General features: G+C 67.5%; 18 protein-coding genes. 3 read left to right on the top strand and 15 right to left on the bottom strand.

Translation table 11 applies throughout. From position 1 onward, the window contains the following. Positions 1–18 precede the first annotated feature (18 nt). Positions 19–924 (bottom strand): DMT family transporter, encoded by a 906-nt coding sequence (locus RZE77_RS06085; protein WP_319441109.1) that lies wholly within the window; start codon positions 922–924, stop codon positions 19–21. A 101-nt stretch (positions 925–1,025) separates the two neighbouring features. Here RZE77_RS06085 and RZE77_RS06090 point away from each other — a divergent pair, with 101 nt between their 5' ends. Continuing rightward, positions 1,026–2,009, top strand: a complete 984-nt coding sequence (locus RZE77_RS06090; RefSeq protein WP_319442310.1) for a quinone oxidoreductase family protein — start codon at positions 1,026–1,028, stop codon at positions 2,007–2,009. A gap of 123 nt (positions 2,010–2,132) precedes the next feature. Then, the gene (locus RZE77_RS06095; RefSeq protein WP_319441110.1) at positions 2,133–2,543 is read left to right on the top strand and encodes a response regulator; all 411 of its coding nucleotides are present in this window, start codon (positions 2,133–2,135) and stop codon (positions 2,541–2,543) included. A gap of 16 nt (positions 2,544–2,559) precedes the next feature. Here RZE77_RS06095 and RZE77_RS06100 read toward each other — a convergent pair whose 3' ends face one another. The 10 genes from RZE77_RS06100 to RZE77_RS06145 form a co-directional block, all read right to left on the bottom strand. Continuing rightward, positions 2,560–4,221 carry a Na/Pi cotransporter family protein gene (locus tag RZE77_RS06100; protein WP_319441111.1) on the bottom strand — a complete coding sequence of 554 codons (1,662 nt, stop codon included), beginning with the start codon at positions 4,219–4,221 and terminating at the stop codon, positions 2,560–2,562. Positions 4,222–4,285: 64 nt separating this feature from the next. Next, on the bottom strand, positions 4,286–5,146 hold the full coding sequence (locus RZE77_RS06105; RefSeq protein WP_319430334.1) for a phosphodiesterase: 861 nt from the start codon (positions 5,144–5,146) through the stop codon (positions 4,286–4,288). Then, a complete protein-coding gene (locus RZE77_RS06110) occupies positions 5,143–6,204 on the bottom strand; it encodes an ABC transporter ATP-binding protein (protein ID WP_319441112.1) in 1,062 nt (353 codons plus the stop codon). Before RZE77_RS06110 ends, RZE77_RS06105 begins: the two co-directional genes overlap by 4 nt. After that, complete coding sequence (locus tag RZE77_RS06115; protein ID WP_319441113.1) at positions 6,194–6,994, bottom strand: ABC transporter permease; 801 nt, start codon at positions 6,992–6,994, stop codon at positions 6,194–6,196. The genes RZE77_RS06110 and RZE77_RS06115 overlap by 11 nt, the downstream gene beginning before the upstream one ends. A gap of 16 nt (positions 6,995–7,010) precedes the next feature. After that, positions 7,011–7,832: an ABC transporter permease gene (locus RZE77_RS06120; RefSeq protein WP_319441114.1), complete on the bottom strand. Its 822-nt coding sequence runs from the start codon at positions 7,830–7,832 to the stop codon at positions 7,011–7,013. 301 nt (positions 7,833–8,133) lie between these two features. Then, positions 8,134–9,153, bottom strand: a complete 1,020-nt coding sequence (locus RZE77_RS06125; protein WP_405547081.1) for an ABC transporter substrate-binding protein — start codon at positions 9,151–9,153, stop codon at positions 8,134–8,136. A gap of 44 nt (positions 9,154–9,197) precedes the next feature. After that, positions 9,198–10,211 (bottom strand): LacI family DNA-binding transcriptional regulator, encoded by a 1,014-nt coding sequence (locus RZE77_RS06130; protein ID WP_319441115.1) that lies wholly within the window; start codon positions 10,209–10,211, stop codon positions 9,198–9,200. A gap of 206 nt (positions 10,212–10,417) precedes the next feature. After that, entirely contained in the window at positions 10,418–10,930 is a 513-nt protein-coding gene (lspA, locus tag RZE77_RS06135) for a signal peptidase II (protein ID WP_319441116.1), read from the bottom strand. Next, positions 10,930–13,779, bottom strand: coding sequence for an isoleucine--tRNA ligase (gene ileS, locus RZE77_RS06140; RefSeq protein WP_319441117.1), 2,850 nt, complete (start codon positions 13,777–13,779; stop codon positions 10,930–10,932). The genes lspA and ileS overlap by 1 nt, the downstream gene beginning before the upstream one ends. 121 nt (positions 13,780–13,900) lie before the next feature. Then, positions 13,901–14,938, bottom strand: coding sequence for a bifunctional riboflavin kinase/FAD synthetase (locus RZE77_RS06145; protein WP_319441118.1), 1,038 nt, complete (start codon positions 14,936–14,938; stop codon positions 13,901–13,903). A 166-nt stretch (positions 14,939–15,104) separates the two neighbouring features. On the opposite strand from RZE77_RS06145, the gene RZE77_RS06150 reads away from it, so the two are divergent. Then, positions 15,105–15,665, top strand: a complete 561-nt coding sequence (locus RZE77_RS06150; protein ID WP_012746419.1) for an HNH endonuclease — start codon at positions 15,105–15,107, stop codon at positions 15,663–15,665. Here the strand turns inward: RZE77_RS06150 and RZE77_RS06155 are convergent, their stop codons facing one another. From RZE77_RS06155 to RZE77_RS06170, 4 genes are all read right to left on the bottom strand, one after another. Further along, a complete protein-coding gene (locus RZE77_RS06155; RefSeq protein WP_319441119.1) occupies positions 15,666–16,454 on the bottom strand; it encodes an enoyl-CoA hydratase in 789 nt (262 codons plus the stop codon). Positions 16,455–16,478: 24 nt separating this feature from the next. Continuing rightward, a complete protein-coding gene (locus RZE77_RS06160; RefSeq protein WP_319441120.1) occupies positions 16,479–17,831 on the bottom strand; it encodes an alpha/beta fold hydrolase in 1,353 nt (450 codons plus the stop codon). An 85-nt stretch (positions 17,832–17,916) separates the two neighbouring features. Further along, entirely contained in the window at positions 17,917–19,032 is a 1,116-nt protein-coding gene (locus RZE77_RS06165) for an acyl-CoA dehydrogenase family protein (protein WP_319441121.1), read from the bottom strand. A gap of 105 nt (positions 19,033–19,137) precedes the next feature. After that, positions 19,138–20,319, bottom strand: a complete 1,182-nt coding sequence (locus tag RZE77_RS06170; RefSeq protein ID WP_319441122.1) for an acyl-CoA dehydrogenase family protein — start codon at positions 20,317–20,319, stop codon at positions 19,138–19,140. Positions 20,320–20,397: the final 78 nt, after the last annotated feature.

The raw sequence follows: 20,397 nt of genomic DNA on the forward strand, positions 1-20,397 counted from the left end.
GAAAGGGGCGTTGTTCGATCAGCGCCGTGACGAGATCACGATGCCGCCCACGATCAGCGCAAAGGCCGCGCCGTGGTACCAGTGCGGCGGCTCGCGCAGGAAGGCCGCGGACAGCAGCGCGGCGAACAGCGGCGTGAGGTTCATGAAGAAGCTCGCCGCCTGCGGCCCCGCTTGCTGCACGCCACTGCCCCAGCAGCGGTAGGCCACCACGGCCGGGCCGATGCCGATGAAGGCCAGCGCCGCCAGCAGCGGCCAACCGAGCTCCATGCGCGCATCGGTCAGCGCCCATTCCCCGGCCGCGAACAGGCCCGACCATGCGAGGCCGAACACCAGCTGCGCCATCAGGAACGCGGCCCAGTCCTGCCGCACGCCCTGCGGCTCCCGCGTGCGCACCAGGAACCAGCTGTAGAACGCCCAGGCGATGGTGCCCAGGATCATGTAGAGATCGCCCGGCACCAGCCGCAGCGCGAGCAGCTGCCGCCATTCGCCCCGGCTCAGCACCAGCAGCACGCCCAGCATCGAGAGCAGCGAGCCGCCGATCTCGCGCCCGCCGACACGCGCGCCGAAGAAAATGCCGCCCACCGCCAGCATCCACAGCGGCAGGCTGGAACCCACCAGCGTGACGTTGATCGGCGCGGAGGTCTGCAGCGCCAGGTACTGGAATGCGTTGTAGCAGCCGATGCCCAGCAGCCCCAGCACCGAATAGCGCTTCCAGTGCGCCCACATCGGGCTGCCCGGGCGCAGCACAGGCCATGCGAGCGGCAGCAGCAGAACGAACGCGATGACCCAGCGCACGAAGTTCAGCGTGAGCGGCGACACCAGGTCGCGCACCAGGCGGCCGACCACCGCATTGCTCGCCCACAGCAGCGGCGGCACGGTGAGCAGGAAGACGGTGGAAGGCGTGAGGCGCTGCTGGATCTGCATGGCCGCCGACTCTACCGGGCATTCCCCGCCCCCGCCGTGCAAAGGCCAAACGTGGCACCATGCGCCTCTTCTTTTCTGTGCGACTGGAGACTGCAAAGATGATGAGCAAAGCCGTCCGTATCGACCGCCATGGCGGCCCCGAGGAACTGAAGATCGTCGACGTCGAGGTGGGCGAGCCCGGCCCCGGCGAGATCCGCATCCGCCACAAGGCCGTGGGCCTGAATTTCATCGACACCTACCAGCGCAGCGGGCTCTATCCGTTCCAGATGCCGCTGCAGCTGGGCATGGAAGCCTCGGGCGTGGTCGAGGCGGTGGGCGAAGGCGTGGCGCACCTGAAGGCCGGCGACCGCGCCGCCTATGCGAGCCAGCCGCCCGGTGCCTACAGCGAGCTGCGCGTGATGCCGGCCAAGACCGTCTGCAAGCTGCCCGATGCGATCTCCTTCGAGACCGGCGCGGCCATGATGCTCAAGGGCCTCACGACGCAATACCTGCTGAAGAAGACGCTGCCCGCCGAAGGCCTGCAGCCCGGCGACTTCATCCTGTTCCACGCGGCGGCTGGCGGCGTCGGCCTGATCGCCTGCCAGTGGGCCAAGGCGCTCGGACTGCAGCTGATCGGCACGGCCGGCAGCGACGCCAAGTGCAAGCTCGCGCTCGAATACGGCGCGGCGCATGCCATCAACTACAGCACCGAGAACTTCGCGGCCCGCGTGAAGGAGATCACCGGCGGCAAGGGCGTGAAGGTGGCGTACGACTCGGTCGGCAAGGACACCTGGGAAGGCTCCATCGACTGCCTGCGCCCGTTCGGCCTTCTGGCCGTGTTCGGCAACGGCTCGGGCCCGGTGCCGCCGATCAGCCTGGGCACGCTCGCGTCCAAGGGCTCGCTCTATGTGACGCGGCCGACGCTGTTCACGCACATCGCCACGCGCGAGAGCACGCAAGCCATGGCCGACGACCTGTTCGCCGTGGTGCAGAGCGGCGCGGTGAAGATCCCGATCGACCAGCGCTATGCACTGGCCGACGTGCAGCAGGCCCACCGCGACCTGGAAGCGCGCAAGACCACCGGCTGCACCATCCTCACGCTCTGAGGCCGGGCCGCGGCGGGCCCGCCGCGGGGCCAGCCCCTGTCCTACCCGTGGTGGGGTGTCATGCCTGCGTCTTGTGCAGGGCGCACTTTGTAGCCTTCAGCAAAGCCAGCGAAGGCCAGTGCCATGGACACCGTCAGAACCTTCATCGTCGAGGACAACGCCGCCATCCGCGAGAACCTGGCCGGCACGCTGCGCGAAGTGGCGCGGGTCGATCCGGTGGGCCAGGCCGAAACCGAGAACGAAGGCGCGCGCTGGCTCGCGGGCAATCTCTCGCAATGGGACCTGGCCATCGTCGACCTGTTCCTGAAGGATGGCACCGGCTTCGGCGTGCTCGAAGCCTGCCGCAACCGCGATCCGAACCAGAAGATGGTGGTGCTCAGCAACCATCTGACGCCGCAGATGCGGCGCAAGTGCGCGCAGCTGGGCGCCGACGCGGTGTTCGACAAGGCCACCGAGCTCGACGACCTGATCGACTTCTGCCTGCGCCGCCGGCAGGAGCAGTTCTCGGTCCCGCCGTTCCCGGCGGCGCACTGACCGACCCGACGCCAGATCAGCCCTCGATCTTGCCGAGCCGCGATTCGCGCAGCCGGCTCGGCGCCAGCGCGCCCGCCGATTCGAGGATCGGATAGGCAATGGAGCAGATGTGCGAGTTGACCCGCTTCAGGTCGCTGATCAGGTCGATGTGCAGCGAGCTGGTCTCCATGCTCAGCGTGGTGCGGTCGGAGAGCCGGTCGAGGTGGGTGGTGGCGTAGGCCCGCTCGAGGTCGCGGAAGCGCGCCTTTTCCTCGAGCAGCCGCTGCGCGTCGCGCACGTTGCCGTTCAGGAAGACGCTCATGCTCAGCCGCAGGTTGGCGACCAGTCGCCCGTGCAGCTCCACGATTTCCGCCATGCCCGCTTCGGAGAAATTGCGCTGCGGCTTGATCTTCTTGTCCTCGATGTCGATGATCACGCGCTCGATGATGTCGCCGATCTGCTCCATGTTGATGGTGAAGCTGATGATGTCGGTCCAGCGCCGGCTTTCTTCCTCGCCCAGCGCCTCGCGCGAGATGCGCGTCATGTAGTACTTGATGGCCGAGTAGAGCTCGTCCACCGTGTCGTCGAGCTGCCGCAGCTCCTGCGCGAGGCGCAGGTCGTTGTGGCGGATCACGTCGAGCGTGCCGATGAGCATGGTCTCCACCACGTCTGCCTGGTGCAGCGCCTCGCGCGCCGCGTTGGAAATGGCGAGCGAGGGCGTCGAGAGGGCGGACGGGTCGAGGTGATGCGGCCGCGTGGAGGTGGCCGGCACCGGCGGCACCGGCAGCATCTTCGTGACCAGCGTGGCCACCCACTGCGTGAGGCCGATGAAGCCCACGCTGATGAGCACGTTGAACGCCAGGTGGAACAGCACCACGCCGTGCGTGGCATTCGGCACGTGCGGCTGCACATGGCGCAGCCAGAGCCCGACGAAAGGCGCGAGGATGGCCACGCCCAGCGCCTTGAACAGCAGGTTGCCCACCGTGACCTGCCGCACCGGCACCGCGGACTTGGCCGTGGTCAGCACCGCCAGCAGGCCGCTGCCGAGGTTGGCGCCCAGCACCAGCCCGAGCGCGACGTCCAGCGGCACCACGTTGGAACTGGCCATGGCCGCCACCAGCAGCACCACCGCCAGGCTCGAATAGGCCACGATCGCCAGCACCGCGCCGATGGTGATCTCGAGCAGCACGTCGCTGTTGAGCGAGGCCAGCAGCACGCGCACGGCCGGCGCTGAAAAGAGAGGCTCGGTCGCTTCCACCACCAGTTGCAGCGCCAGCAGCATCAGCCCCAGCCCGATCAGCACCCGACCCACGCGGCCCGCCACGCTGGCCGAGCGGGTGATGAACAGCACCACCCCCACGAAGATGAACATCGGCGACAGCCACGAGAGGTCGGCCGAGAACAGCACCGAGATGAGCGCCGTGCCCACGTCCGCCCCCCGCATCACGGCCAGCGCCGCCGGCAGCGTGACCAGGCCCTGCCCCACGAAGGAGGAGGTCATCAGCGAGGTGGCGGTGCTCGACTGCACCAGGGCCGTGACGCCGATGCCCGACAGCGCGGCCGTGAACCGGTTGCGCATGCTCTGCACCAGGATCTTGCGCAGGTTGGCGCCGAACACGCGCAGCACGCCCGTGCGCACGAGGTGCGTGCCCCACACCAGGAGGGCGACGGCGGCGAGCAGGTTCAGGAGGTGCTTCATGGATGCCGGTTTCTATCCTTTTCGTTTTTGTTCGTTTGCGGCCCCATTTTCCACATCTATGGCCTCAGTCGATCAACGCTCCGTTGTCATGGAAGGGAAAAGGCCCTTCGAATGTGCCGGAAGCCGCCAGATGGGTCACGAGCCGGCCGTCCCGGGCCGACCAGGCGTGAATCTTGAAGCCCGGCGGCTCCAGCGTCCAGGCCGAGGCCGCATCGGGCGACAGGTCCAGGCAGACCTGGTGCGCCGGCGCCGGTGAAGTCGATGCGATGCTGCCGCCGAAGCGCACGTCGATGGCGCGGTGCAGGTGGCCGCAGATCACGCGCTCCACGTTGCGGTGCCGCGCGACCAGCGCCTCGAGCGCCTCGGCGCCCTGCAGCAGGCCGATCTCGTCCATGTGGCCGATCAGCGTGCGGAAAGGCGGGTGGTGCATGGCAATCACCACCGGCTCGCCGCGGCAGGCATCGAGCTGCTCCTCGAGCCAGGCCAGCCGTTCGCCGCACAACTCGCCGTGGCTCGCGCCCGGCACGCAGGTGTCCAGCGTGAGCAGGCGCAGCGCGCCCACGCGCACCGAATACTGCACGAAGCCGGCCGAGCCCACGCCCGCCGCCAGGTAGGCATGGCCGGGAAAACTGCGGCGCAGCTGGTCGCGCTCGTCATGGTTGCCGGGCATCAGGTAGACCGGCATCGTGAGCGGCGCCAGCAGGCGCGCCAGGTGCTCGTATTCGGCCGCGCGGCCGAAGTCGCTCAGGTCGCCCGTGATCACCACGGCGTCGGGCTGCTGCGGCAGCCGCAGCACCGACTGCACCGCGCGCTCCAGGTAGGGCGCGGTGTCGATGCGGCCATAGGCCAGGCGTCCCGGCTCGCGGATGTGCAGGTCGGTCAGCTGGACCAGGAAGGTGGTGTCTTGTGTCGTTGTTGTCGTCATGCGAGGGTCTCCTGCGACGTCATCAGGCGGTCGGGCAGGATGCGCAGGCCCACCGGATCGCCGGGGCCGAAAGGCGTGTCGCGGCCCACGTCGGCCACGAGCAGGGGCTGGTCCTGCACCCGCAATTGCAGCTGCACGCGGTCGCCGAGGAAGGTACGGCGCTCGACCGTGGCAGCGCCCCAGTCGGGCCGCGGTGCGCTCACTTCGACGTCTTCGGGGCGCACCAGCAGCATCGCATGGCTGCGCCAGGCGGGCGGGCAAGGGAGGGTGCTTCCGCCGAGTCGGACAACGCCTTGCGCGATGGCGTCGGCTTCGCGTGCAAGGCGGTTGACGCGGCCCAGGAACTCCGCAACGAAGGGATGTGCCGGCGTGCGGTACAGCTCTTCGCCGCGGCCGATCTGCACGATGCGCCCGGCGCTCATCACCGCCAGGCGATCGGCAATGGCCAGGGCCTCCTGCTGGTCGTGCGTGACGTGGATGGCCGTGATGTGCAGCCGGCGCAGCAGCTCGGCGAGCTCGTCGCGCAGCGACTCCTTGAGCTTGGCGTCGAGCGCGGCCAGCGGCTCGTCGAGCAGCAGCACGCGCGGGCGCACGGCCACCGCGCGCGCCAGCGCCACGCGCTGCCGCTGGCCGCCCGAGAGCTCGGCGGGGCGCTTGTTCTCCAGGCCGCCCAGCCGCGTCAGGTCGACCAGTTCGCCCACCGCGCGCCTTTCCTCTTCCGGCGCCACGCCGCGGATGCGCAGCCCATAGCCGATGTTGGCCGCCACCGTCATCTGCGGAAACAGCGCATAGCTCTGGAACACCATGCCCACGCCGCGATGCTCCACCGGCCGATCGGTGACGTCCTGTCCGCCGAACACGATGCGGCTGCCCTCGTCGGGCGCTTCGAGCCCCGCGATCAGCCGCAGGAGCGTGGTCTTGCCGCAGCCCGAGGGGCCGAGCAGCGCCAGCACCTCGCCGGCCTCCACATGCAGGTGGGTGGGCAGCAGGCCGCGCGTGCCGTCGGCATAGGTTTTCGCGCAGTTCGCGATGTCGATGGGAATGCGTTCAAGTTCCATGGCGTTTCTGCATCAGGTTGGCAAGATATTGAAGGCCCCACAGCACCGGAAGGATCACGGCAAAGAAGACCAGCGTGTAGGCCGATCCGATCTCGATGCGCATCGAGGCATAGCTGTCGGCCAGGCCCACGGGCAGGGTGCGCGTGAGCGGCGTGTGCAGCATCCACGTGAGGTTGAACTCGCCCACCGAGAGCGTGAACACCATCAGGCTGCCGGCCACGATCGCGGGGAACACGGCGGGCATGAGGATGCCCATGAAGCGCTGGCGGAAGTTCGCACCCAGCGAGCGGGCCGCCTCTTCGAGCGCGAGCAGGTCGTCGCGCTGGAAGGCCGAGCTCACGGTGCGCACCATGAACGGCAGCGTGAACACCATGTGGCCCACGAGGATGAAGGCGAAGCTCTGTCGAAAGGCCGTGAGCTGGCCGTAGGCGAGGATCAGCGCCAGCGCCGTGGCCAGGCCCGGCACCGCCACCGGCAGCGTGAGCAGCTCCTCGAAGATGTGCGCCGCGCGCGAGCGGCTGCGCGCCAGCGCATAGGCGCAGGGCACGCCCAGCAGCACGGTGCCGACCACGCAGGCCAGCGCCAGCGCGAGCGACCAGCCGACGGTGCCGCCGTAGTTTTCCCACACCTCGCCGAGCCAGCGCAGCGTGAGGCCGCTCTTCAGGCCCGCGCTGTAGTTGTTGACCAGGCCCGCCATCACCGACAGCAGCATCGGCGCGATCATGAAGAGGCTCACGAGCACGGTGATGGCCAGCAGGAAGGGCGCCCTGGGTTGCGTGTTCTTTCGCATGAGGGAGTTCCTTGATTCAGCGCGCGACCGGGTTGGCGCCGAAGCGCCGCGCGGCGAACAGTACCAGCCAGGTCACGAGGCCCAGCGCGATCGACAGCGACGCGGCGAGCGCGAAGTTGGCGTAGTTGGTGAACTCGTTGTAGATGGTGATGGGGATCACCTCGAACTTGCTGGCCAGCGTGAACGCGGTGCCGAAGGCGCCCATCGAGGTGGCGAACAGGATCGCGCCGCATGCGAGCGTGGTGGGCGCGAGTTCGGGCATCCACACGTCGCGCGCCACGCGCAGCCGCGAGGCGCCGAGCGAGCGTGCGGCTTCTTCGAGCTGCATGTTCATGGCCTCGGCCGCGGCGGCATAGGTGGCAATGGCGCGCGGCAAGGAGAAATAGAGATACGCGAGGAACAACCCGAGCAGGCCATAGGCGAAGGTGATGCGCTCGCCGAACAGGCTGTCGCCGATGTCGGCCACCAGCCCTTGGCGCCCGCCGAGCAGGATCACGAAGAAGCCGATGATCACGCCCGGAAAGGACAGCGGCAGCGTGAGCAGCGACAGCAGCATGCGCTTGCCTGTGAAGGCATGGCGCGCGAGGTAGATGCCGACGGCGGCGCCGAGCACCAGGGTTGCCAATGTCACCGCGACCGACAGCGCCACGGTGTTGGCCATGCTCTGCAGGTAGCGCGAGTCGGTGAGCACTGCGAAGTAGGTGGACCAGCCCTTGCTCGCCGGCAGCGTGAGCAGGCGCACGACCGGCAGCAGCCAGAAGGCCGCGAAGAAGACGGCGGCGGGGGCTGCGCAGGCAAGCAGGCGCCAGCGGGGGTTCCAGGCGTTGGGTTGCTTCATCTCAGTTTCTTATTTCGCGCTGTTGTTTTGTTCAGGGTGCGTGCACAGGCCACCGGGTACTTCCCTCCGCGAATGTCCCCCGGGGGCTGCGCCCCCTCCTCCTTGATTTCGCTGCGGGAAGCACCCGATGCCCTGTGCACGATGGCACGCTCGTTGTGCATCGCTGATCAACCGCGGCTCTGTCCAACGCTCCCGTCGATGGGGTGCCTTGCGCAGCGAAATAAAGGGGGAGGCCGCAGGCCGGGGGACATTCGCGGAGCAAGGTACCCCGTCGGCGGGAGCGAGCCCTGAACAAAGAACCTCAGCGCACTTCCTTGAGATACCGATCAGAGAACGCACGCTGCGCCTCAGCCATGCGGGCGTAATCGACGCTCTTCGCGCGGGCGTATTCGGTAGCCGGCAGGAATTGCGCCTCGATGTCCTTGGGCATTGCGCTCGCGCGCACCGGCCGCAGGTAGGCCTTGGCCCAGATCGCCTGGCCCTCGTCGGACAGCACGAAATCGAGCACCTTCTTGCCCTCGGCCGCATGCGGCGCCTTGGCGACCAGGCTCATCACGTAGGGCACGGCCAAGGTGCCTTCGCTCGGAATGACAAAGGCGACGTTGGCCTTGTCCTTGTACTTGGCGCGATAGGCGTTGAAGTCGTAGTCCAGCAGGATCGCGATCTCTCCCGACAGCACGCGCGCGTAGGAAGTCTGCTTGGGCACGATGGGTTCGTTCTTCTGCAGCGCCTTGAAGTAGTCGATGGCCGGCGCGAAGTTGTCGAGCGTGCCGCCGCGCGCCTCGTTCACCGCCACCGCGCCGACATAGCCCACGAAGGCCGAGGCCGGATCGAGGTAACCGATCAGGCCCTTGTATTCGGGCTTGAGCAGGTCGGCCCACGACTTCGGAATCGGCTTGCCCTTGAGCGCATCGACGTTGACCATGAAGCCGAGCGTGCCCGAGTGGATGGTGAACCAGTTCCCGGCCGGGTCCTTCAGGCCATCGGGAATGTCTTTCCACGCGGCCGGCTTGTAGGGTTCGACCACGCCGTCCTTCTGCGCCTGCACCGCGAAGGTCACGCCCAGGTAGGTGACGTCGGCCACGGGGCTGGCCTTCTCGGCCACCAGCTGCGCGAGCGACTGGCCCGAGTTCTTGTTGTCGGCCGGCACCGTGATGCCGGTCTTGGCCTTGATGGCCTTGAGCTGCGTGCCCCAGTCGGCCCATTCGGTGGGGCAGTTGTAGCAAATGGCGGTCTGGGCCATGGCCGCCGTGCTGCCGGCGGCAAGCGTGGCGGCGAGCAGGCCCAGGCGGGCCATGCGCGAGAAACGGAAAGACAACATGAAAGAGCTCCTTGGATGGTGAGGGGCGGTAGCAGGGTGATCGGTCAGCGGGTGGCGGTGGTGTCGCGCGCGGCCGCGCACGACTCGCCGTCCCGGAAGAAGTACGGCAGCAGCAGGCTCGCATCGGCCTGCAGCGTGGTGCCGCCGGCCATCGCCTGGATCAGCAGCTCGACGCTGCGGCGGCCGATGTCGTTGTTGGGCTGTGCGATGGTGGTGAGCGCCGGCGTCAGGTCTTCGCCGAGCGCGATGCCGTCGAAGCCGATGACGCTGAGGTCGTCCGGCACGCCGAGGCCGCCCAGGTGCGCGGCGCGGATGCTGCGGATGGCGAGCAGGTCGTTCGAGCAGATCAATGCGGTGGGCCGGCCGGGCGCCTGCAGCACGCCGGCGAGCGCATCGACCGCGCTTTCGACAAACGGCACCTCGATCAGCGGCGGTGCCTTGAGCCCGGCATCGGCCATGCCCTTGCGGTAGCCGCGATAGCGCTGCTGCGCGCGGTCGGAGGCGGCAAGCGTACCGCTGACCATCGCGATGCGGCGATGCCCCAGCAGCACCAGCCGCGCCACCGCATCGGCCACGGCCGCCTCGCCATCGACGGTCACGCAGGGATGCCCGGGATGCCTGTTGTAGGCCAGCACATAGGGCGTACCGGTGCCGCGCAGCCGGGCCAGCGCGGCCGACGTGGAAGGATTGGAGACCACGAGGATCAGCCCGTCGACATTGCCGGCCAAGAGCAGGTGGACCGCACGCTCTTCCTCGTCGAGCTGGTAGCCGGTGGTGACCGGAATGATCGCGTAGCCGCCGGCGATGGCCGCGCGCGCGATGCCCTGCAGGCATTCGGCAAAGGTCGGATTCAAGAGCGTCGGCAGCACCACGCCCAGCGCACGGCTGCGCTGGGTGCGCAAGGTGCGCGCGCTGGCGTTCGGCACGTAGTCGAGTTCACGCGCGACGCGTTCCACCAGCTCCCGCGTGGATCGGGTCACCTTGTCGGGGAAATTGAAGGCCCGCGACACGGTGGCCACGGAAACTCCGGCTTTGGCTGCAACGGCTTGGATGCTCATTCGTGCGGTGTCATGTAATCGATTACATTTCACCGCGGCAGTATGACCCCGCTATGACAGGCTATGAAAGTGGGGAGAAACCCTCGCGTTTTTAGAGGCCTGTCTTGCCCCCTCTCCCTCCGGGAGAGGGCTGGGGTGAGGGCAGCGGCATCCACGCCACACCGCGCCGCATGCCGGGCGCGTCTCCCAAGAGCCGCTAAGAAGCCCTACTTCCCCCGCCGAACCCGCCGTATCTCATCCAGCACCAGGCAGATCGCCCCCAGCGTGATCGCACTGTCCGCCGCATTGAACGCCGGGAAGTACCAGTCGCCGGCGTGGAAGCTCAGGAAGTCCACCACGTAGCCGTGCATCATCCGGTCGATCACATTGCCGATCGCCCCGCCCAGGATGCAGGCCATCGAAAACGAAAAGAGCTTCTGCCCCGCGTGCGACTTCAGCATCCAGACGATGAACACCGCAGCCGCCACGCCAATGGCCGTGAAGAACCAGCGCTGCCAGCCCGAGTGGTCGGCCAGGAACGAGAACGCGGCGCCCGTGTTGTGCGCGCGAACCACGTTGAAGAAGCTCGTCACGTAGGTTGCGTCGCCCAGCTTGTAGTAGCCAAGGATCAGCGTCTTGGTGAACTGGTCGATGATCAGGACGATCGCCGCCAGCCCGAGCCATGGCCAGATGCTGCCGCTGCGCGAGCGCGATGCCGACATGGTGCGTGCGGCCGCCATCAGGCAAAGCTCCGCGGCTCGCCGGCACCGAACAGGTTGCTCGTGCAACGGCCGCAGATCGTCGGATGCGCCGGGTCATGGCCCACGTCGTCGCGGTAGTGCCAGCAGCGATCGCACTTCTGCGCGCTGCTCGGCGTCACCACGGAAGACAGCGCCTCGCCTGCCGCCAGTTCGATGGCGGAAGTGATGAAGACGAACTTCAGGTCGTTGCCCAGCGACTCCAGCAGCGCGAAGTCGTCGGCCGGTGCGCTGAGCTGCAGCTTGGCCTGCAGCGACGAGCCGACCTTGCCTTCGGCGCGCACGGCTTCGATGTCCTTGTTGACCACGTCGCGGATCTCGCGGATGCGGCCCCACTTGGCAAGCAGTGCTTCGTCGGGCGCGGCGAACTGGCTGTAGGTCTGCGCGAAGATCGACTCGCCCGGCTTGCCCGTGCTCACGAACTTCCACGCCTCTTCGGCCGTGAAGCTCAGGAACGGCGCCATCCAGCGCAGCATTGCTTGCGAGATGTGCCAGAGCGCCGTCTGCGCACTGCGGCGCGCCAGCGAGCCGGGCGCGGTGGTGTAGAGCCGGTCCTTCAGGATGTCGAGGTAGAAGCCGCCCAGGTCTTCCGAGCAGTAGATCTGCAGCTTGGCCACCACCGGATGAAACTCGTACACCTTGTAGTGCGCGAGGATCTCGGCCTGGAACTGCGCCGCGCGCGACAGCGCATAGCGGTCGATCTCGAACAGCTCTTCGAGCGGCACGGCATCCTTCGCGATGTCGAAGTCGCTCGTGTTCGCCAGCAGGAAGCGCAGCGTGTTGCGGATGCGGCGGTAGGCATCGACCACGCGCGCAAGGATCTTGTCGTCGCCCGCGATGTCGCCCGAGTAGTCGCTCGCGGCCACCCACAGCCGGATGATCTCCGAGCCCAGCTTGTTGCTGATTTCCTGCGGGTCGATGCCGTTCTTGAGCGACTTGCTCATCTTGATGCCCTTGGCATCCACCGTGAAGCCGTGCGTGAGCAGGCCCTTGTACGGCGCGCGGTCTTCCAGCGCGCAGGCGATCAACAGCGACGAATGGAACCAGCCGCGGTGCTGGTCATGGCCCTCGAGGTACAGGTCGGCTTCGGGGCCGCTCTCGTGGTGCACGTTTGGGTGCGTGCCGCGCAGCACGTGATAGAAGGTCGAGCCCGAGTCGAACCACACCTCGAGGATGTCGGTGCTCTTGGTGTAGTGCGGCGCGTCTTCGGCGCCCAGGATCTCTTCGACCGTGACGCGGCTCCAGGCCTCGATGCCGCCCTTCTCGACGATGTCGGCGGCCTGGTCGAGGATTTCCATCGTGCGCGGATGCAGCTCGCCCGAATCCTTGTGCAGGAAGAACGGGATCGGCACGCCCCAGCTGCGCTGGCGGCTGATGCACCAGTCGGGCCGCCCGGCGATCATGTCGTGCAGGCGCGCCTTGCCGTTCTCAGGGTAGAAGCTGGTCTGTTCGATGGCGTCGAGCGCGGTCTGGCGCAGCGTCTTGGGCGCCTTGTCCTTGGTGAACACGCCTTCGCCCTCGTCCATGCGGATGAACCATTGGGCCGCGGCGCGGTAGATCACCGGCGTCTTGTGGCGCCAGCAGTGCGGATAGCTGTGCGTGATGGTCTCGGTGGTGAGCAGCCGGTTGGCGTCGCGCAGCGCGGCGATGATGACCGGCACGGCCTTCCAGATGTTCTGCCCGCCGAAGAGCGGGAAGTCGGGCGCGTAGCTGCCGTTGCCCTGCACCGGGTTCAGGATGTCGTCGTAGGCCACGCCATGCGCGATGCAGGAGTTGAAGTCGTCCACGCCGTAGGCGGGCGAGGAGTGCACGAGGCCGGTGCCGTCGGTGGCGGTGGCGTAGTCGGCCAGGTACACCGGCGACAGGCGCTGGTAGCCGGCGTCTACGTCATAGAGCGGATGCTCGAATTCGAGGCCGCCGAGCTTCTCGCCCTTGACCGTGGCCAGCACCTTGCCGTCGAGCGCATAGCGCGTCATGCACATCTCGACCAGCGAGTTGGCCAGGATCAAGAGGCCGCGCTCGGTGTCGACCAGCGAGTATTCGATCTCGGGGTTCAGGTTGATCGCCTGGTTGGCCGGGATGGTCCACGCGGTGGTGGTCCAGATCACGGCGAAGATGTCGCCGAGGATCGTGTGGTCGGTCCCGAAGGCCTTGAGCACCTTCTCGCGCTCGTGCGCCTTGAAGGCCACGTCGAGGGTCTGGCTCTTCTTGTCGGCGTATTCGATCTCGAACTCGGCCAGCGAAGAGCCGCAGTCGAAGCACCAGTACACGGGCTTGAGGCCGCGGTAGACGAAGCCGCGCTCGATCACGCGCTTGAACGCGCGCAGCTCGCCGGCTTCATTGGCGAAATCCATCGTCTTGTAGGGGTGGTCCCATTCGCCCAGCACGCCCAGGCGCTGGAAGTCGGCCATCTGCTGCGCGATCTGTTCCGTGGCGTAGGCGCGGCTCTTGGCCTGCATCTCGTCGCGGCTCAGGTTGCGGCCGTACTGCTTTTCGATGGCGTTCTCGATCGGCAGGCCATGGCAGTCCCAGCCCGGCACGTAGAGCGCGTCGTAGCCTTCGAGCTGGCGCGCCTTGGTGATCATGTCCTTCAGGATCTTGTTCACCGCGTGGCCCATGTGGATCTGGCCGTTGGCGTAGGGCGGGCCGTCGTGCAGGATGAACTTGGGCGCGCCGTGGCGGGCGTCGCGCAGGCGGTGGTAGCGGCCTTCGTCGTTCCATTCCTTGACCCAGCCCGGTTCGCGCTTGGGCAGGTCGCCGCGCATCGGGAAGGGGGTGTCGGGCAGGTTCAGCGTGGAACGGTAGTCGGTGGGGGAAGCGGCGTCAGACATGTTGGGGTGCGAAACAGAGGGGCTTCGACAGGCTCAGCCCGAACTGCATTGAGCGGTCGGTGCGGAAGAAAAGCCGTTCGCCCTGAGCTTGTCGAAGGGCGGCAGCACGGTGCGTGCAGGGCTAAATTCGGTCGCGCGTGGTCTGGCGGTGGGTTTCGGCGTGGGTCGACGCAAAGAACGCGCGCGCGTCGCGCCCATCCTTCGCGATGCCCGCAGTCAGGGCCTCGAGGCTGGTGTAGCGCAATTCGTCGTGCAGTTTGTGCAGGAGTTCCACGCGGACGATTTTACCGTAGGCCCCTTCGGCTCCCAGATGCGAGGGCCACTCCAGGCAATGCGTCTCCAGCAGCACGCGGCCCGCGTTGACGTCATTGGCATCGAGCGAGGGGCGCACGCCGAGGTTCGCCACGCCCGGCAGCGGCTGGTCGGCCAGCCCGTGCACCAGCACCGCGAAGATGCCGCTGGCCGCCGGTTTCCAGTGCTTGAAGCGCAGGTTGAGGGTGCGGAACCCGTCGTCCTTGCCGGGCGCCGAGGCCCCCAGCGCACGGCCGAGCTTGCGGCCATGGACCACGTGGCCCGAGATCGTGTAGGGCCGCCCGAGCAGATGCTGGGCATCGGCCATGCGGCCCTCGGCCAGCGCCTCGCGCACGGCCGAGCTGGAAACGCGCAGGCCGTGGACCTCGTAGCTGTTCATGCGCGCCACGTCGAAGCCGTGCGCATCGCCGGCGGCGTCGAGCATGGCGTAGTCGCCGGCCCGCTTGGCGCCAAAGCGGAAGTCGTCGCCCACCAGCACGTAGCGCGCGCCCAGGCCGTCGATCAGCACGTTCTGGATGAATGCCTCGGGCGACTGGGAGGCCAGCCGGCCGTCGAAGGGCAGCACCACCGTCTGCGCCACGCCGCAGGCCGCGAGTTCGGTCAGCTTGTCGCGCAGCGTGCCGATGCGCGCGGGCGCCAGGTCGGGTTTCTTGGTGACGGCGGCAAAATAGTCGCGCGGATGCGGCTCGAAGGTGAGCACGCAACTGGGCAGCCCGCGGTGGCGTGCCTCGGTCTGCAGCAGCGCCAGCATGGCCTGGTGGCCACGGTGCACGCCGTCGAAATTGCCGATGGTGAGGGCGCAGGCCGGAGCCACGCCCGGGTGCCGGAAGCCGCGGAAAACCTGCATGGGTGGATATCTTTTTGATAGCGCCTTTTGCCCGTCGAATGGGCACATCAGGCCGTTTTGTCACAAAGCCGGTATATTGTGACTCAGTGCGTCGCCTGAAGTGGTCTCCGGCGCGCTCCGTGTCCCTGGTCTTTCCGTGATTCTTCCCTTTTTGAGGAGGCGTGTGGTGAAGGTCTTGAAGCTGTCGGCCCAAGGGCTGCCCCAGTCATGGATATCGCTCGAACAGGCGGTCATCCACTATGCAGCGGACGAAGTCCGCTGGGAGGTGGGCGCGCAGGTGGCCGTGTTCCGTGGCGGCCACAATGCCATCACCGGCCAGCAGTCGCAGATCGCGATCAACAGCATCATCGGCACCAAGGGCGTGCCGCGCATCAACCCCTTCACCCAGCGCCCGGGGCTCACCAACAGCAAGCTGTTCTCGCGCGACCGCAACATCTGTGCTTACTGCGGCGGGCATTTCCACGAAGACGAACTCACGCGCGAGCACATCATTCCGTTCGCGCAGAACGGCATCGACACCTGGATGAACGTGGTTACGGCCTGCCGGCCCTGCAACCACCGCAAGAGCAGCCGCACGCCCGAGCAGGCCAACATGCCGCTGCTGTACGCGCCCTACGTGCCCAGCCTCTGGGAAGATTTCATTTTGCGAAACCGCCGCATCCTGGCGGACCAGATGGAATTCCTGATGGCGCACCTGCCGCAGAGCTCGCGGCTGCACGACACCTAGCTAGCGCTTCCAGTCGGGCGGGCGCTTCTCGATGAAGGCCTGCACGCCTTCCAGCGCGCTCTCGTCCATCATGTTGCAGGCCATGGTCTGGCTGGCATCGGCCAGCGCGGCCTCGATGCCGGTTTCGAGCTGTCGATAGAACAGCGCCTTGCCGAGCGCGAGCGCCTGGCGCGGCTTGGCGACGATGCTCGCCACCAGCGCCTCCACCGCGGCGTCGAGTTCGCCGGGCGGCGCCACCCGGTTGACCAGGCCCTTCTCGCGGGCTTCCTCCGCGCCGATGAATTCGCCGGTCACCAGCATCTCGAAGGCCTGCTTGCGGCCGAGATTGCGCGAGAGGGTGACGCTCGGCGTGGCGCAGAACAGGCCCACATTCACGCCACTGACCGCGAAGCGCGCCTCGCTCGAGGCCACCGCCAGGTCGCACACCGCGACCAGCTGGCAGCCCGCGGCCGTCGCGATGCCGTGCACGCGTGCGATCACCGGCACGGGCAGGCGCTGGATCGACAGCATCATGGCGCCGCAGCGCTCGAACAGCCGCTGGTAGTAGCCGAGCGAGGGTTCGGCGCGCATTTCCTTCAGGTCGTGGCCCGCGCAGAAGGCCTTGCCCGCCGCCGCGATGACGACGGCGCGCACGGTGTCGTCGGCCGCAATGTCAGCGAGCGCCTGTTCGAGCGCGCCGAGCATGCCCTCGGAGAGGGCGTTGAACGAGGCCGGGCGGTTCAGCGTCAGCGTGGCCACGCCGCGCGCATCGCGTGTCGCCAGCACGAAGGGAGAAGTCGTGTCGCTCATGTCTTGGGCCCTCGTCGTTCAGTCTCAGTAGGTCAGTTCGAGCACGGTCACATGCTGCTGCGCCGCGGGCCATGTCAGGCCGGTGATGCGCTCCGCGTTGAACTCGCCGGTCACCGCGCGCTGCGGTTGCGCGGCGGCCACCCGCAACCGCGAACTCGACACGCCGGAGCCCTTGGGCGGCACACCGGGCGGCGGGCTCTGGCCGTCGAAGCGCATGGTGTCGCGCTGCGCATCGAAGTAGCCGCGAGGCCGCGTGAAGACCACCACCGCCTGGGCACTGCCATCGGCCGGCGTGAGGCGTTCGGGCCGCAGGTTCACGACGCGGCTGCTGCGCGGAAACGGGCTGCGGTAGATGTGCGTGATGCCGTAGCCGGGTGCGCTGAGCACAAACTCGTAGGCCGTGTCGCCGCGCGCATCGAACGGACCCCAGCGGCCATCGGCACCGATGCTCTTGCTGTGCACCGCGTCGCCGCGCCGTGCGCCCGTGGCCGGATCCACCGCGTACACGGTGACCTGCCCGCCATTGAGCGACAGGTTCTCTGCGCCCACCGCCCGGCCGTCGAGCACGACCTTCGCCTCGGGTGCCACCGCCGTGCTGCGCGGCGCTTCGCCGGTCAGGAACTGCCAGGTCGCCGCGAACGCCGCGGGAGAGAACGAGGTTTCCCGGTGATCCACGCGCGGCAGCACCACGTTGGTCGCGCCCTTGAGCGCGGGTCCGTCGAAGCTGATGTTCGTCGGCTGGCCCGGCACCCCGATCCACACGCCGTCGGGCTGGGCGTACTTGTCGTTGTTGTCCGAGCGCAGCGTGAGCCACTTCACGCCCGGCGTGACCTCCTCGCCGTTCGGCCCTTTCGGCGCGTTGAGCTGCTGCATGAAGCCCGAGAGCCCCGAGAACTCGTTGTTCTCGCGGAAGCCCTTCACAGCCCAGATGCCGTGCGCCGGATTGCCGCCCAGCACCACATGGCTCACGACGGCCGCGCCGCCGCCGTTCTGCACGTAGTTGCGGATCGTGTTGCCGCCGCGCGAATTGCCGATCAGCACTACCTTGCCGGCGCCCGTGGCCTTCAGCACCTTGTCGACCTCGGCCTTCAGGAAGAGGGCCGAATCGGTGGTCGAGCTGCGGCCGGGCTGCGCCACGGCATCGTCGTCGCGCGCCAGCGGGTAGGGCTGGTCGAGCGCGAAGAGCCGGTCGCGCGGCCAGCCGTTCGATTCGAAGCGCCAGATCGTGGTCAGCCAGAGCGCGGCCGAATCGCCGTTGCCGTGCATGAAGACGATCGGCGGACGTTCGGTGTACGAAGGCGAGGGGGCGGTGGCGCAGGCGGTCAGCATGGCGGTCGATGCGAGCCCGAGGGCCAGTAGGGTGCGGCGTGATGGCATGTGATGTGTGTTCCTGGCAGGGTTCCAGTAAGAACGCCCGCCGGCGCAAGGCGGGCGGGCGTTGGATGCTATGGGAAAAACAGCGTCAGGCGAAGACGCCGGCCGTGTCCTGCATGCGCGCCGACACTTCGCCCAGGTGGTGCAGCGTGTCGCCGAAGGTCATTTCGAGCTGCGTGAGCTTGCGGAAATAGTGGCTGCCGATGTATTCGTCGGTCACGCCGATGCCGCCATGCAGCTGCACCGAATTCGCGGCGACATAACGCATCGACGTGCCGAGCTGGTACTTGGCGCGCGCCATTGCCTGGCGCCGCTCCTCGGCCGGCGCATTGAGCTTGAGCGTCGCGTAGTAGCTCATCGAGCGCGCGAGCTCGAGCTGCATCTTCATGTCGGCCACGCGGTGGCGCAGCGCCTGGAAGGTGGAGATGGTCACACCGAACTGCTTGCGCTGGTTCATGTAGTCGACGGTGAGGGCCACAGTCTTGTCCATCACGCCGACCGCTTCGGCGCAGGTGGCGGCAATGCCGACGTCCACCGCATGTTCGAGCGCGGCCAGGCCATCGGCCGTGACCAGCGTGGCATCTGCCTTGTCGAACACCACCTCGGCCGCGCGCCCGCCGTCCTGCGTGCCGTAGCCGCGGGCCTCGACGCCGCTCGCGCTGCGTTCGACCAGGAAGAGAGCGATCTTGCCGTCGACCTTGGCCGGCACCAGGTAGGCGTCGGCTTCGTCGCCTACGGGCACCACGCTCTTGGCGCCGGTCAGCGACCAGCCGTCGCCGGCCTTGGCCGCATGGGCCTCGCACACGTCGAGGCGATAGCGCGACTTGCGTTCCTGATGAGCCAGCACCACGATGGCCTGGCCGCCGGCGATGCGCGGCAGCCAGTTGTCCTTGGTGTCGGCGCTGGCGTAGCCGCTCAGCACGGCGCCGGCGATCAGCGTCTGCGCAAAGGGCTCCAGCACGATGCCGCGGCCCAGTTCTTCCATCACCACCATGCCGGCCACCGGGCCCATGCCCAGGCCGCCGTCGTCCTCGGCGATGTAGAGGCCGCCCAGGCCGAGCTCGGCCAGTTCGTCCCAGGCCTCGCGCGAGAAGCCGCCGTGGGCCTCGATGCCGCGGCGGCGTTCGAAGTCATAACCCTTGTCGACCCATTTGCGAACGGCGTCGCGCAGCTGTTCCTGGTCGTCCGAAAAATCAAAGTCCATTTGTCTGGTTCCTAGCGAAGCTCTTGCTGGAGCCCCCTCTTGGAGGGGGTGCGGGGGAGCGGTCTTGTTCGCGCAAGCGAAATCGTCGCCGCCATGGAAGGTTGTCTAGCCCAGAACAGTTTGAGCGACGATATTTCGCTGCACTTCGTTCGAGCCGCCGTAGATGGTGGTCTTGCGCATGTTGAAGAAGGTCGATGCGAGCGGCGCAAGGGCGGGGTTGCCGCCGGGGAAGTCGCCCTGCCAGCCGGCTTCCATCGCTTCGCGGATGAGCGGCAGCGAATAGGCGCCGCCGGCCAGCATCATCAGTTCGCTGTAGCGCTGCTGGATTTCGCTGCCGCGGATCTTGAGCAGGCCCGCGACGTCGAGCGAGTTCTTGCCCGAGGTGGCGGCCGAGAGCACGCGCAGCACCATCATCTCGAGCGCGACGATGTCGACCTCGAGCTTGGCGATCTCGTCGCGGAAGCGCTGGTCGTCGTACACGCCTTCGCTCTTGGCGATGCGCTTCAGGCGCTCGAGCTCGCGCTTGGCGCGGTTCACGTCGGCGATGTTGGTGCGCTCGTGCGAAAGCAGGTGCTTGGCGTAGGTCCAGCCCTTGTTTTCCTCGCCGATCAGGTTCTCGGCCGGCACCTCGACGTTGTCGAAGAACACTTCGTTCACTTCATGGCTGCCGTCCAGCAGCTTGATCGGGCGCACCGTGACGCCGGGCGACTTCATGTCGAGCAGCAAGAAGCTGATGCCGGTCTGGGGCTTGCCCTCGTTGCTGGTGCGTACGAGGTTGAACATCCATTCGCCATGCTGGCCGAGCGTGGTCCAGGTCTTCTGGCCGTTGACGATGTACTTGTCGCCCTTGCGCTCTGCCTTGGTCTTGACCGAGGCCAGATCGGAGCCCGAGCCGGGCTCGCTGTAGCCCTGGCTCCACCAGACCTCGCCGCTCGCGATGCCGGGGAGGAAGCGCTTCTGCTGCTCGGCATTGCCGAAGGCCATGATCACCGGGGCGACCATCACGGGGCCGAACGGGACGATGCGCGGCGCGCCGGCCAGTGCGGTTTCTTCCTCGAACAGGTGGCGCTGGATGGCGGTCCAGCCCGGGCCGCCGAATTCCTTCGGCCAGCCGTAGCCGAGCCAGCCTTTCTTGCCAAGAATCTTGGCCCAGCCCTGCAAATCGTCGCGCGTCAGCTCGAGCGCGTTGTGCACCTTGTGCGAAATCTCTTGGGGAAGGTTTTCTCTGACCCAGGCGCGAATTTCTTCGCGGAACTTCTGTTCTTCGGGCGTGAAGCTCAAATCCATGCGTGCCTCGCTGTGTTGATCGGTCCGCCGCCGTCGCGGCTGCGGCGGCATGTCTCCGGAGCTCCGAGTTTTAGCACG

Source organism: Variovorax sp. SPNA7 (assembly GCF_033807855.1).
GTDB lineage: Bacteria > Pseudomonadota > Gammaproteobacteria > Burkholderiales > Burkholderiaceae_C > Variovorax > Variovorax beijingensis.